12 protein-coding genes are annotated in these 13,778 nt (G+C 72.4%); 2 read left to right on the plus strand and 10 right to left on the minus strand.

What is annotated here, in order from left to right:
* Positions 1–250: 250 nt before the first annotated feature.
* Positions 251–1,591, minus strand: coding sequence for an aminotransferase class I/II-fold pyridoxal phosphate-dependent enzyme (locus ABGB10_RS28565; RefSeq protein WP_347664090.1), 1,341 nt, complete (start codon positions 1,589–1,591; stop codon positions 251–253).
* A gap of 34 nt (positions 1,592–1,625) precedes the next feature.
* Between ABGB10_RS28565 and ABGB10_RS28570 the strand changes: the two genes are divergently transcribed.
* Both ABGB10_RS28570 and leuE read left to right on the plus strand, forming a co-directional pair.
* Positions 1,626–2,867: a bifunctional pyridoxamine 5'-phosphate oxidase family protein/GNAT family N-acetyltransferase gene (locus tag ABGB10_RS28570; RefSeq protein ID WP_347664091.1), complete on the plus strand. Its 1,242-nt coding sequence runs from the start codon at positions 1,626–1,628 to the stop codon at positions 2,865–2,867.
* A complete protein-coding gene (leuE, locus tag ABGB10_RS28575; RefSeq protein WP_347664092.1) occupies positions 2,867–3,538 on the plus strand; it encodes a leucine efflux protein LeuE in 672 nt (223 codons plus the stop codon). The genes ABGB10_RS28570 and leuE overlap by 1 nt, the downstream gene beginning before the upstream one ends.
* 156 nt (positions 3,539–3,694) lie before the next feature.
* On the opposite strand, the gene ABGB10_RS28580 is transcribed toward leuE, so the two are convergent.
* The 9 genes from ABGB10_RS28580 to ABGB10_RS28620 all read right to left on the minus strand — a co-directional run bounded on the left by ABGB10_RS28580 (position 3,695) and on the right by ABGB10_RS28620 (position 13,551).
* Positions 3,695–4,627 (minus strand): sporulation protein, encoded by a 933-nt coding sequence (locus ABGB10_RS28580; RefSeq protein ID WP_347664093.1) that lies wholly within the window; start codon positions 4,625–4,627, stop codon positions 3,695–3,697.
* Positions 4,628–4,828: 201 nt separating this feature from the next.
* Complete coding sequence (locus ABGB10_RS28585; protein ID WP_347664094.1) at positions 4,829–5,893, minus strand: hemolysin family protein; 1,065 nt, start codon at positions 5,891–5,893, stop codon at positions 4,829–4,831.
* Entirely contained in the window at positions 5,890–7,245 is a 1,356-nt protein-coding gene (locus tag ABGB10_RS28590) for a hemolysin family protein (RefSeq protein WP_347664095.1), read from the minus strand. Before ABGB10_RS28590 ends, ABGB10_RS28585 begins: the two co-directional genes overlap by 4 nt.
* Positions 7,246–7,449: 204 nt before the next feature.
* Complete coding sequence (gene mnhG / locus ABGB10_RS28595; protein WP_347664105.1) at positions 7,450–7,809, minus strand: monovalent cation/H(+) antiporter subunit G; 360 nt, start codon at positions 7,807–7,809, stop codon at positions 7,450–7,452.
* The gene (locus tag ABGB10_RS28600; RefSeq protein ID WP_347664096.1) at positions 7,809–8,072 is read right to left on the minus strand and encodes a monovalent cation/H+ antiporter complex subunit F; all 264 of its coding nucleotides are present in this window, start codon (positions 8,070–8,072) and stop codon (positions 7,809–7,811) included. Before ABGB10_RS28600 ends, mnhG begins: the two co-directional genes overlap by 1 nt.
* Positions 8,069–8,680, minus strand: coding sequence for a Na+/H+ antiporter subunit E (locus tag ABGB10_RS28605; protein ID WP_347664097.1), 612 nt, complete (start codon positions 8,678–8,680; stop codon positions 8,069–8,071). Before ABGB10_RS28605 ends, ABGB10_RS28600 begins: the two co-directional genes overlap by 4 nt.
* The gene (locus ABGB10_RS28610; RefSeq protein WP_347664098.1) at positions 8,677–10,182 is read right to left on the minus strand and encodes a Na+/H+ antiporter subunit D; all 1,506 of its coding nucleotides are present in this window, start codon (positions 10,180–10,182) and stop codon (positions 8,677–8,679) included. Before ABGB10_RS28610 ends, ABGB10_RS28605 begins: the two co-directional genes overlap by 4 nt.
* The gene (locus ABGB10_RS28615; protein WP_347664099.1) at positions 10,182–10,661 is read right to left on the minus strand and encodes a Na(+)/H(+) antiporter subunit C; all 480 of its coding nucleotides are present in this window, start codon (positions 10,659–10,661) and stop codon (positions 10,182–10,184) included. Before ABGB10_RS28615 ends, ABGB10_RS28610 begins: the two co-directional genes overlap by 1 nt.
* A gap of 55 nt (positions 10,662–10,716) precedes the next feature.
* Positions 10,717–13,551, minus strand: coding sequence for a Na+/H+ antiporter subunit A (locus tag ABGB10_RS28620; RefSeq protein WP_347664100.1), 2,835 nt, complete (start codon positions 13,549–13,551; stop codon positions 10,717–10,719).
* Positions 13,552–13,778 lie beyond the last annotated feature (227 nt).

The following is a 13,778-nucleotide window of genomic DNA, read 5'->3' on the forward strand; positions in this document are numbered from 1 at the left end:
GCAGCCGCGTCAGTATCCGTTTCCGCCGCCGTCCCCACCGGAAGCGATCGCGATCAGCACGATGACGATGATGATGATCGCCACCGCGATCGCGATCCAGATTCCCTTACGTGCCCCACGTGAAGCCATGGTCTCCACCTCCGGCGGCCCGCATACCCGTCCCGTTCGCCCCGAATCCTCGCAACCCCGTACTTTCTGCTCGAACGTCGCTCGTACCGACACGGGGCCTACGGCGGCGGGGCGAGGCCGGTCAGGTGGGGAAACCCGGGGGTGGGGTGGGGTTGGCGGCGTGGGCCAGGGCGGCGGCCAGGGGCGCCAGGTCGTCGATGTCCAGCGAGCTGACCGTGACGCGCACGGCGGGCGGGGCGGCGATCCGGTAGAGAGCGCCGGGGGCCACCGCCCAGCCGGCGTCGCGCAAGGCGGTGACCGCGCTCGTCTCGTCCGGCACCGGCAGCCAGACGTTGATGCCGCTGCGGCCGTGCGCCGGCAGGCCGTGCTCCGCCAGCGCGGTCAGCAGCCCGTCGCGCCGCTGCTCGTAGCTCTGCGCCGCCCGACGCACCAGCTCGTCGACCGCCGGATCCCGCCAGAGGGCGAGGACCAGCCGTTGCAGCACGGTGGAGACCCAGCCGGCGCCAACCCGCGTCCGGCCGGCCACCCGGGCCACCGTGGTCTCGTCGCCGACCAGCACCGCGAGCCGCAGGTCCGGGCCGAAGGGTTTGCTCACCGAGCGCAGGAAGGCCCAGCTCGCGGTCGCCCCGGCCAGCGGGTGCAGCGGTACGCGGGCCAGCTCGGCGGCGTGGTCGTCCTCGATCAACAGCAGGTCCCGCCGGCCGGCAAGCAACGCCCGCAGCGCCTCGGCGCGCCCCGCGGAGACGGCCGAGCCGGTCGGGTTCTGGGCTCGGCTGGTGACCACCAGCGCACGCGCTCCGGCGGCGAGCGCGGCGGCCACCCCGGCCACCAGCGGCCCTTCGTCGTCCACGGGTACGCCGATCGGGCGCAGCCCCAGCGCGGCCACCAGGTCGAGCAGGTTGGCCCAGCCCGGGTCCTCCACCGCGACCGCGTCGCCCGGGCGCAGGTGGGCGCCGAGCAGCCGTTCGATGCCGTCGAGCGCGCCGCCGGCGAGGGTCAACTCCCCGGCCGGTACGCCGTCGGCGGCCAGTCGGGCCCGGGCCACCTCGGCCAACTCGGGCAGCACTCCGGCGTCGGAGTAGCTGACCGACGGTCCGCCGTCGGCGGCGAGCGCCGCCAGGTGCGGGCCGAGTGGAGGGAGCAGCCGGTGGTCGGGGTCGCCCCGGGACAGGTCCCGGGCTCCGGGCAGCGGTGGGGGGCGCAGCGCGGAGCGGCGGGCGGCCACCGGGGGGCGGGGGCGTACCCGGGTGCCGTGCCGTCCGGCGGTGACGAGCAGGCCGCGTTGGCGCAGCTCCTGATAGGCACGGGCGACGGTGGCGGGGCTGACACCCAGGTCGGCGGCGAGGGCCCGCACCGGTGGCAGCGCGGCCCCCGGAGAGAGGGCGCCGGTACGGATGCCCGACTCGATGCCGGCCGAAATCTCGACGGCCGTCGTACCACTGAGCTGATAGCGTGCTGACACAAACAACAGATTGTACTAGAACAAAGGGGCGCGCATGTATCCACCCACCGCCCGGACCACACCCCACCGCTCCCGCGACAAGATGAGCTACGACGAGGCCGCCGCCCACGCCGTGCTCGACGAGGCGTACGACTGCGCACTCGGCTTCACCGTCGACGGGCAGCCACGGGTGCTTCCCACCCTGCACGTGCGCATCGGCGACACCCTCTACCTGCACGGCTCCACCGGCAGTCGGCCACTGCTCGCCGCCCGGGGCGACGGGCTGCCGGTCTGCGTCGCGGTGACAGTGCTCGACGGGCTGGTCTACGCCCGCTCCCAGTTCCACCACAGCGCCAACTACCGCTCGGTCGTCGCGCACGGCACCGCCCGTCTGGTCACCGACGAGCGGGAGAAGGTCGCCATGCTCACCGCACTCGTGGAGAAGGTCGGCTCGGGACGCAGCACCGACACCCGCCCGCCCAGCCGCCGCGAGCTGGCCGAGACCGCCGTGCTGGCGTTGCCCCTGCGCGAGGTGTCCGTCCGATCCCGCACCGGCGGGGTCCGCGAGGACGAGGCCGACCTGCACCTGCCGCACTGGGCCGGCGTGCTGCCGCTGCGGTTGACCGCCGGGCAACCCGAGCCGGATTCCGGCGTCACCGCACCGCTGCCGGCGTTTCTGCGGACACCCCGCACGCCCTGGCACGACCCGGTGTCGCTGCACGGCGAGCACGTCCAGCTGGAGCCGCTGGAGTCGACGCACACCGACGAGTTGCACGCCGCCAGCGCGGACCCGGAGGTGTGGCGGCACCTCAGCGTCGCGCCTCCCACCACGCCCGCCGAAACCGCCGACGTGATCGGCGCCGCCCTGGCCGCCCAGCACCGCGGTGAGCGGGTCGCCTGGGTGCAGCGGTGCGCGGCGACCGGGGCGGTGGTGGGCACCACCTCCTACTACGACATCGACCCGGAGCGGCGGGCGGTGGCGATCGGGCACACCTTCCTGGGCCGGCCCTGGTGGCGTACCGGGATCAACACCGAGGCGAAGCTGCTGCTGCTCGGCCGGGCCTTCGACGAGCTGGGCGCGGTGCGGGTCGCCTGGCACACCGACATCCGCAACGTTCGCTCCCAGGCCGCCATCGAACGACTCGGCGCGACCCGGGAAGGGGTGCTCCGGATGCACCGGCAACGCCCGGACGGCTCCTGGCGGGACACCGTGACGTACGCGATGACCGTCGACGAGTGGCCGAACGCACAGGCCAGGCTACGAGAAAGACTTCGCCGTACGGCACCGGTGGCGTGATGATGGCGGGCGTGCTGGGGATCACCGACATCTGGACGTACGTGCTGGGCACCGTGGCCATCATCCTGCTGCCCGGGCCGAACTCACTCTTCGTGCTCTCGACCGCGGCCAAACGAGGTGTCGCGGTCGGCTACCGGGCCGCCGGGGGCGTGTTCGTCGGCGACGGGGTGCTGATGTTCCTCTCCGCCGCCGGGGTGGCGTCGTTGCTCAAGGCGTACCCGCCGCTGTTCCTGGTGATCAAGTACGCCGGTGCCGCGTACCTCGGTTATGTCGGGGTGACCATGCTGCTCGGCGCCGCTCGGCGCTGGCGCGACCGCAACGACCCGAGCACGCCGCGGCTCATCGACGCCGCGGAGCCGGCGGCGATGCGCAGCCCGTTCCGCAAGGCGCTGGTGATCAGCCTGCTGAACCCGAAGGCGATCCTGTTCTTCATCTCGTTCTTCATCCAGTTCGTCGACCCCGGCTACGCCTGGCCGGCGCTGTCGTTCCTGCTCCTCGGCCTGATCGCACAGGTGACCAGCGCGCTCTACCTGACCGCGTTGATCTTCGCGGGCACCTTCCTGGCCGCCCAGTTCCGCCAACGCCGCCGCCTCGCGGCCGGCGGCACCACCGCGGTGGCCGCCCTGTTCCTGGCCTTCAGCCTCAAGCTGGCCACCGCAACCGCCAGCTAACCCCCCACCCCACCCCCACCCCCCACCCCGTCGGCGTCGATCATGGACTTGTGGTGCCTCACAAAGGGTGCGAAACGGGATATTCATCCCACCACAACTCCATGATCGACGAAGTTGGCGGGGCCGGGGTGGGGAGGGTGGGGAGGGTGGGGGGGGTCAGGTGCCGTCGCCGCCGCCGGAGCCGCCGCCACCGACACCGGCACTGCCGGCGGTGCCGCCGAGCCCGTAGCCGGGCCGGATCGGCTCGTCCGGGTGGCGGCTGACGTGGGCGGACCCGCGGATCTGCGCGGACCAGTCGGCGTGCGCGGCAGCGGCGGCGTGCCGGTTGATCGCCTGGCGGATCCAGCCGTCCACGGTGGCGACCCAGTCCCGCCGGTCGGCGTCCTCGTGCCAGATCCGGAACCGGCTGATGCTCTGGTGCGTGATTCCGGCCAGCGCCAGCCGGCGATCCATCCAGAGGATCGCCTCCAGGCCGGCCGAGTTGGTCACGAAGATCACCTCAAGCTCGGTGATCGGGCCGGCGTAGAGCGGGCCCACCCAGTAGCCCCAACGCTGGTGCAGGGGCAGGGTGTGCTCCACCCCGGGCAGCCCACCCTGCTGCAACCCCGCCTGACGGATCGCGAAACCGAGCGTGTCCAACGCCGCGAACACGTGCTGCTGGGTGGGGATCGGGTGCACGAAGACGGGGACCATCGCGCCCTGGTCGAGATCGGGGTCGACGGACACCTCGGTCCGCAGACCCATCCGCAGGCTCAGCAGCGGCACCCCACCGAAGGTCGTCACCGGGGTCTCCCAGGGCAACGGCAACGCGAAGTCGACAGCCCTCCGTCGCCCGGCCGGTACGACGAACCGACCGGCGATCGGCACCTGGTGGAACTGCACGAGGCGTCGGGCGGCGGCCGGGTCGTCCGGTTCGACAGTGGTGACCAGACCGAGCCGGATGTGCCGGACCAGCACGTCCTCCGGCCCGGCCGCGAGGGTCACCCGCCCCGGCAGGCGCAGACCCGGGCGGGTGCTCGGGTTGGCAAGCGTGGTCTGCACGGAGAGCCCGGTCCGACCGGACTCCGGGGACACTCCCGTCAGCCGCACCGCGCGCCCCCTCCCGGTGCAGGGCCCCGCTCGCCCCACACCAGCCGCGCCTACCCGGTCCGGCGGGCCTCAAGCCCGGCCGCGCCGAGCAGCGCCACCCCGCCGACCATGTCCCACCGCGCCGCGCCACGCCGTCCATGCCCCACCGCGCCGCGCCTCGCCGACCCGGCCGCACCGCTTCAGCGCGGCCGGGTCGGCAGGTCAGCGCAGGCGCCGCCCGCGCGGGACCGTGTCGGTCTCGTCGTCGAACTCGCCGATGACCTCCTCCAGGAGGTCCTCCAGAGCCACGAAACCGATCGGTCGAGCCGGGCCACCGCCGTTGCGCACCAACGCGAGCTGCGACTGCCGGGCCCGCATCGCCGCCACCGCCTCGGTGACCGAGGACGTCGCGGGCAGGGTGAACGCGGGGGTCATCAACTCCCCGGCGGTCGCGACGCGGCCGGTGGTGACCACCCGTACCGCCTCCCGGACGTGCACCAGGCCACAGACGTCGCCCTGCTCGTCCAGCACCGCCAGCCGGGACCGGCCGCTGTCCCGGCTGACCTCCTCGATCCGCCCGGCCGGGTCGTCCCGACGGACGGTGACCATGGTGGCGAACGGTTCCATCACCTGCGCGACCGACGTGCCCTGCAACTCCAGCATGCTGGTCAACAACTGGTGCTGCTCCGCGCCGAGCAGCCCGTGCTCGCGGGACTGCTCCAGCAGGATCCGCAGCTCGTCCGGGCCGTGCACCTGGGCGAGCTGATCCTGCTGGTTGACCCCGAACAGCCGCAGGATCGCGTTGGCCAGGGCGTTGAGCGCGGACAGCACCGGCCGCGACACCCGGGCGAAGGCGCGGAACGGCAGGGCGAGCAGCGTCGCCGAGCGCTCCGCGTCGGTGATCGCCCAGGACTTCGGCGCCATCTCCCCCACCACCAGGTGCAGGAAGGTGACCACGCCGAGGGCGAAGATCAGGGCGATCAGGTGGCTGGCCGCGTCCGGCAGGCCCACCGCGTGCAGCAGTGGGCTGAGCAGGTGCTCGATCGCCGGCTCGGCCAGCGCGCCGAGACCCAGGGTGCACAGCGTGATACCGAGCTGCGCGCCGGCCAACATCAGCGACAGCTCGCGGACGCCGTCCAACGCGGCACGTGCCGCCCGACCACCGTTCGCCGCCGCCTGCTCCAGGCGGTAGCGCTTGCTTGCCACCAGGGCGAACTCGGCGGCCACGAAGAACCCGTTCAGCGCCAGCAGGATCACCGAACTGAACAGCGCGATCCCGGGGCTCACGCGGTCACCTCCGGTTTGGTGAGTTGCAACCGCACCGAATCGGCCACGTGCCGGTCCACGGCCAGCACCTCGACCAACGCGCGGGGCTCGGCGTCGTTGGCCTCGCCGTCCGCGCCCTCCGGCAGCAGGCTGATCTCCAGCCGGTCACCGACCTCCGGCACCCGGCCCAGCTCCCGCATCACCAACCCGGACAGGGTGTCGTACTCCGGGGCCTCGGGCAGGGCGATGCCGGTGCTGTCGGCGACCTCGTCGATCCGCCAGCGCGCCGGTACCACCCAGGACCCGTCGTCCTGTCGGGCGGGTGCCCGCTCCGGTGGGTCGTCCTCGTCCCGGATCGGGCCGACCAGCTCCTCGGCGATGTCCTCCAACGTGATGACGCCGGCGAAGCCGCCGTACTCGTCGACCACGCACGCCATCTGCCGGTGCCCGGACCGCAGGCGGTCCAGCACCGTGGGCAGGGGCAACGTCTCCGGTACGAGCAACGGCGGCCCGGCCACCGCGCTCACCGGAGTGGTCGCCCGCTCCCCCGGGGGTACGCCGAGCACGTCGGCGATGCCGACGACGCCGATCAGGTCGTCGACGCCCTCCGTACCGCGTACCGGGAAGCGGGAGTGGCCGGTGTCCAGCAGCTCGACCACCCGGCTGACCGGCTCGTGCGCCCGTACGGTGTGCACGTCGACCCGGGGCACCATGGCCTCCCCGGCGGTCAGCTCACGGAAGTCCAGACCTCGGTCGAGCAGCGTGGACATCTCGGCATCGAGGCTGCCCTCCTCGCGGGACTCGGCGATGATCTGTTCCAGGTCCGCCGGGGTGGCGCCGCTGGGCAGCTCCTCGATCGGCTCGATGCCGATCCTGCGCAGCAGGCGTACCGATGCCCGGTCGAAGAGCCGGATCAGCGGCCCGGCGACGGCCAGGTAGATCAGGGTGGACCGGCTCAGCGCCCGGGCCAGTTGCTCGGCCCGTGCGATGGCCAGGTTCTTCGGGGCCAGCTCGCCGAGGACCATCTGCACGACGGTGGCGATGACCAGGGCCAACGCCACCGAGAGCGGAAGGCTGACCGCCTCGCTGACGCCTGCCACGCCGAGCAGGTCGGCGAGGCCACCGCCCAGGTAGGGCTCGGCGACGTAACCGACCAGCAGGGCGGTGACGGTGATGCCGAGTTGGGCTCCGGAGAGCATGAAGGAGAGCCGACTGGTGACGGTCAGGGCCCGGGCGGCGGCGGGGTCGCCGTCATCGGCGAGCTGACGCAGCTTGCCCCGGTCCACGGCGACGTAGCCGAACTCCTGTGCCACGAAGTATCCGGTGGCGGCAGTGAGAACAACGATCAAGAGAAGACCAACGACGATCAACACGGGTCGCTCAGGGCTCCCGGGGTCGTCGGTACGGGGATATGCCGGGCACGACCCGGCTGGCTACTGCTGCCCTCCTGGGCAGAAGAGTCGATCATGCCGCTATTTTATCGGCGCTGGCTGGGACTCCGCTGAGGGTGGGCCGAAGGAGCGGATCGTCCGGTTCACGAACCTGCTCGGCCGTCACGCCGGGCCCGCCCAGGGCCGTCACGCCGGGCCTGTCGAGCCGCCGCCGGATCCGCGTTCGGCCAGCTCATCGGCGTCCAGCAGGCTCCGGTCGAGCCGCCCCGACCGGTACGCGGCCCGCCCGATCATCTGGGCCGCCACCGGCGCGGTCGCCAACTGGAAGACCGCCACCAGCAGGATCATGCCCAGGTCCGCCGGGGACCGCAGCCGCAACCCGATGCCCAACAGCAACAGGAGCACCCCGAGCACCTGTGGCTTGGTGGCCGCGTGCATCCGGGACAGCGCGTCCGGGAAGCGCAGCACACCGATCGCGGCGGCCAGGCCGAGCAGCGCGCCGCCCACCAGGCAGAACGCGCCGAGCCAGTCGGCGATGGTCGCGATCACGAGGGCTCCCGGACCGCGAAGCGGACCAGCGACACCGAGCCCACGAAACCGAGCAGGGAGAGCACGACCAGCACGGGCAGCGTGGTGGCGTGCCGGTTGACCGCCGCCTCGGCACCCACCGCGCCGACCATGGTGGCCAGCAGCATGTCCGCGGCGATCACCCGGTCCACCAGTGACGGGCCACGGTAGAGGCGCAGCAGCGCGAGCAGCGCGGTCACCGACAACAGAGCGGTGAGGACGACGGCCAGGAACGTGGTCACGGGCGGGTTCCCTTCTCGGACGAGTCGGTCTCGACGCGGCGCAGTTCGGCGGCGGAGCCCACCGCACGGACGATGCGTCGTTCGATGGCGAGGGTGCGTTCCCGGGCCGCGTCCAGGTCCGCCGGCCGGTGGGTGTCCAGCACGTGCAGGTAGAGCGTGCCGGCCTCCCGGTCCACCTCGAGGATCAGCGTGCCCGGCACCAGCGAGACCGCCTCGGCGGTGAGCGCCAGGTTCAGGTCGCTGGACACCCGCAGCTGGACTCCGATGATCGCCCCTCGCGGCCGGTAGCCGGGCTGCACGGCGATCCGGGCGACGTGCAGACTCGCGGTGACCAGCTCGACGGCGAACCGACCGGCGAACACCAGCAGCGCCCCCGGCCGCAACCGGCCGCCGAAGCTGACCGCCGGCAGCGGGTAGAAGACCAGCACCGCGCCACCCACCAGCAGACCGCCGAGCAGGTTCGCCCAGTTGACGTCCCCCCAGAGCAGGTTCCAGACCAGCACCAGCCACCCGAGCGCCACCACCTGGTCCCGCCAGCGCCCGAGCCGGCCGCGACCGGACACCCTGGGGCCGGAGGCGTCCGGGCCGGCCCCGGGCGAGCCGGTCACGGTTCACCGCCCGGCAGCACGGCCCGCACGTACGGGGTACGCAGGCGCAGGTCGGCCGCCGCGTCGGCGGTGACGTCGAAGAGCGGACCGGCCAGCACGCTCAACGCCAGCCCGAGGGCGACCAGGGCCACGGTGGCCCCGACCATCAGCCTCGGCAGCCGGACGACCGGCTCACCGGTGGCCAGCCGGGGCGCGCGCCAGAAGGCGATGTTCCACACCCGGGACGCCACGTAGAGGGTGAGCAGGCTGGTCAACGTGCCGGCGGCCACCAGCACCCCGGGCAGTGGCCCGCCGGCCGCCACCCCGGCCTGGAGCAGACCGAGCTTGCCGAGGAAACCGGAGAAGGGCGGCACCCCGGCGAGGTTCATGGCCGGGACGAAGAACAGCACCCCGAGCAGCGGCGCCACCCGGGCCAACCCTCCGATGCGGCGCAGGTCCGTGCTGCCGGCGCGCTCCTCGACCAGACCGGCGACCAGGAACAGCGTGGTCTGGATGGTGATGTGGTGCACCACGTAGAAGATCGCACCGGAGAGCCCGGCGGCGGTGCTCAACGCCACCCCGAAGATCATGTAGCCGATGTGGCTGACCAGGGTGAACGAGAAGAGCCGTTTCAGGTCGGACTGGGCCACCGCGCCGAGGATGCCGACCAGCATGGTCAGCCCGGCGACGACCATGAGCAACGTGTCCGCCTGCCCGCCGGGAAACAACAACGTCTCGGTACGGATGATCGCGTACACGCCCACCTTGGTGAGCAGGCCCGCGAAGACGGCGGTGACCGGGGCCGGCGCGGTGGGGTAGCTGTCCGGCAGCCACGCCGACAGCGGGAAGACCGCCGCCTTGATCGCGAAGGCCAGCAGCAACATCAACTCCAGGGCCAGCCGGACGCCGTCGGGCAGGTCGTCGAGGCGTTGGGCGAGCTGGGCGAGGTTGAGCGTTCCGGTGGCCGCGTACACCAGGCCCACCGCCGTCAGGAAGATCATCGAGGAGAGGATGCTGACCACCACGTACGTCGACCCGGTGCGGATCCGGGTCTCGGTGCCGCCCAGCGTGATCAGCACGAAGCTCGCGGCCAGCAGGATCTCGAAGCCGACGAAGAGGTTGAACAGGTCACCGGCCAGGAATGCGTTGGTCACGCCCGCGGTGAGCACCAGGTAGGTCGGGTGGAAAATCGACACCGGCGTGGACTCGATCGTCTCACTGCGACCCTGACCGATCGAGTACAACAACACGCAGAGGGTCACCGCCGACGAGACCACCACCATCAGCGCGGCCAGTTGGTCCGCGACCAGCACGATGCCGACCGGGGCCGGCCAACCGCCGACCGCCACCACCACCGGCCCGTGCCGATACGCCTGCACCAGCAGCAGCAGCGCCACGACGAGCGTGCCGCCCAGGCAGAGCACACTGACCGCGCGCTGAAGTCGGGGTTTCCCGGCCAGCAGCAGGGTCAACGCCGCACCGAGCAGCGGCACCACCACCGGCAGCGGCACCAACGCGCCCATCACGCCTCGTCCCCGCGCCGCAGCCGACGACGGGCGGGCTCCGGATCAACCTGCTCCGGGTCACCGTTCGGGCCCTCCCCGCCGTGGTCGACGGCACCCACCTCGTTGCGCCCGGCCCGCCGGATGATCTGTCGATCCTCCAGGTCGTCGGGCACCTCGTCGTCGCCGGAGAGATACCAGCTGCGGTACGCCACCGCGAGCAGGAACGCGGTGAACCCGAAGGTGATCACGATCGACGTCAACACCATCGCCTGCGGCAGCGGGTCACTCATCCGATCCACCGGACCGGTGCCGACGATCGGCGCCCCACCCGACCGCCCACCCAGCAGGATCAACAGGTTCACCCCGTTGCCGAGCAGGATCACACCCAGCAGGATCCGGGTCAGGCTCCGCTCCAACAGCAGGATCACCCCGCACCCGAACAACACCGCGACGGCCAGCACCATCACCAACGTCGGCCCGGCGTCGCTCGCGGTCACGGTGCCACCTCTGTTCGCGACTGCGGGGCTCGCAGAACCGGCTCACTCCTCGCGCTCATGACCGGTCTCCCTTGTCGACGGCCAGTCCACCGGTGGCCTCGCCGGTGGCCTCGATGTGCCGGTCCACCTCGGCACCGAGGCTGCGCAGGATGTCCAGCACCAGCCCGATCACGACCAGGTACACGCCGATGTCGAAGAAGAGCGACGTCACCAGGTGGGTGTCGCCGACCAGCGGCAGTGCCTGGTCGAGCTTGGCGCTCTCCAGCACCGCACCACCGGCCAGCAACGCCACCACCCCGCTGCCCGCCGACACGGCCAACCCGGCGCCGAGGATCAGGCCGGCGCCGACCGGAGCGGCCTCGGTCAGCTCGTACCGGCCACCCGCCAGATAGCGCACCACCAGGGCGAGACCCGCCACCAGACCACCGGCGAAACCACCGCCCGGCGCGTTGTGCCCGGAGAACAGCAGGAAGAGGGAGAACAGCACCACGGTGTGGAAGATCAGCCGGATGACCACCTCCAACACGATCGACCGGCGCCCCTCGTAGAGGGTGGGACCGCCGCGCAGCCACACCGGCCGGCCAGACTCGCTCAGCCGCTGGTCCGACTCCGGGCGGCGCGGTCGCGGCCCGGTGCGGGACCGCTCGAAGATCAGGCTGGCCACGCCGGTCGCGGCCACCACCAGCACCGCCAACTCCCCCAGGGTGTCCCAGGCCCGGATGTCGACCAGGGTCACGTTCACCACGTTGCGGCCGTACCCCTGGACCACCGCCAGGTCCGGGAAGGCAGCGGAGACGCTCGGCGCCTGGCGGGCACCGGCGGCGGTGAGGGCCAGCCCGGCGGCCACCACACCCACCGCCACCCCGATCACCCGACGGAGCCAGCGGGTACGGCGCAACGGGCGGGCCGAGAACCGCTGCGGCAGGCGACGCAGCACCAGCACGAAGACCGCGATCGTCGCGGTCTCCACCAGAAACTGGGTCAGCGCCAGGTCGGGTGCTCCGTGCAGGACGAACAGCATCGCCGTGCCGTAGCCGGTCATTCCCACCAGCAGCATCGCGGTCAGGCGGCGACGGGCACCGACCGCCAGCACCGCGGCGACCGCGATCACCACGACGACCACCGGTTGCAGCAGGCTGTCCCAGAGCGGGATCCGAGCCCGCCACGGGCTGGCGGAGAGCATCGCCGTACCGGGGACCAGCACCAGGGCGACCAGGATGATGCCCAGATACTGCGGCAGGGAACCACGCTGGGTCGCGCCGGTGACGTCGATGGCCAGCCGGTCGAACCGGCCCACGATCCACTCGTACCCCTGGTTGCCGCTCACCGGCGACCGGAGCCGGGCCAGCGCCGGGGCGAGCGGCCCGCGCACCGCGAAGAGCAGGCCACCGCCGACGAGCGCCACCACGGACAGACCGAGCGCCGGAGTCGGCCCGGACCAGAGCGCCAGGTGCGCGTCCACCTCACCGAGCAGATCGGCGTACGGGCTCAGCAGGTCGTCCAGCACGCTCGCGGCCGGGCCGGCGAGCAGACCGACCCCGGCGAGCACCGCCGGCGGGACCAGCAACGACGCGGCGACGGGTCCCGGTCGGACCGGTGCCACGCCCGGCCGGTCGGCGAACGCGCCCCAGAGGAAGCGCGCGCTGTACGCGACGGTGAGCACCGTCCCGGCGACCAGACCGGTGAGGAGCACCGGCTGATGGGTGAACGCCGCGAACACCGCCTCCTTGGATACGAAGCCGACCAGCGGCGGCACACCGGCCATCGACGCCGCGGCCAGCACCGCCACCACGAACAGCGGCCTGGACCAGCGCCGCAGCCCGGTCAGCTCGCGCAGGTCACGGGTTCCGGCACCGTGGTCGATGATGCCGACGACCAGGAACAGCGCCGCCTTGAACAGCGCGTGCGCCAGCAGCATCGCCACGCCGGCCAGGGCCGCGTCGGGGGTGCCCGACCCGGTGACCGCGACCAGCAGACCGAGCTGACTGACCGTCCCGTACGCCAGCAGCAGCTTCAGATCGGTCTGCCGCAGCGCCGCCCAACCGCCGACGAGCATGGTCGCCACGCCGGCGACCTGCACCACCGGCCGCCACGGGCCGACCGTGGCGAGCACCGGCGCGAGCAGCCCGACCAGGTAGACGCCGGCCTTGACCATGGCGGCGGCGTGCAGGTAGGCGCTGACCGGCGTGGGCGCCGCCATCGCTACCGGCAGCCAGGAGTTGAACGGCAGCACCGCCGACTTGGACAGCGCGCCGGCCAGGATCAGCAGTACGGCGCCCACCAGGTACCCGCCGCCGGGCAGCGGCTGGGCCGCGATCTCCGACCACCGGTAGGTGCCGGCGTGCTCGCCCAGCATGATGAACCCGACCAACATGGCGAGCCCGCCCAGCGTGGTGACCGTCAGCGCCTGCGCCGCCGCCCACCGGCTGGAACGTCGTTCGGTGCTGTGCCCGATCAGCAGGTACGAGAAGATCGTGGTCAGCTCCCAGCCGACGTAGAGCAGCAGCAGGTCGTCGGCGAAGACCAGGAGAAGCATCGCGCCGGCGAAGGCGACCAGGACCCCGGCGAACTGTGCGAGCCCGGTCGAGCCGGTGGTGAAGTAGCGGGCGCTGTAGACCAGGACCAGCGCGCCGACGCCGCCGATCAGCAGCGTCATCAGCCAGGACAGCGTGGTGAGCCGCAGCGCGATGTCCAGACCCAAGTGCTGGATCCACGGGTACGTCTCGACCACGGCCCCGCCGTCGCCGACGGCCGGTGTGCGGGCCACCGCCCAGCAGAACGCGGCGGCCGGCGCCAGCGCCAGCGGATAGCACGCGCTGGAACCCCACCACCGGACGAGCAGCGGTGCGGCGAGAGCCGCCGCGAGGTGGAGGACGAGCAGTACCAGCACCTGCGCTCCCGATCGAGGTGGCCGACGCCCGTGCAGCGGTGGCGCCTAGCAGCGATCAGACGCCAGTTCATCGCCCTCCGGGCGGTTTTGCCGGAATTCGACCATGTTTCAGCCGCGCCGAGACCCGGTCGATCATGGAGTGGTGGTGCCCGCTTCGATCCGGAACGTTTACTTTGTCACCCGCCACAACTCCATGATCGACCCGGACGTGGGGGCCTGGGTGGGGG

This window comes from Micromonospora sp. B9E7, from assembly GCF_039871815.1.
Lineage (GTDB): Bacteria > Actinomycetota > Actinomycetes > Mycobacteriales > Micromonosporaceae > Micromonospora.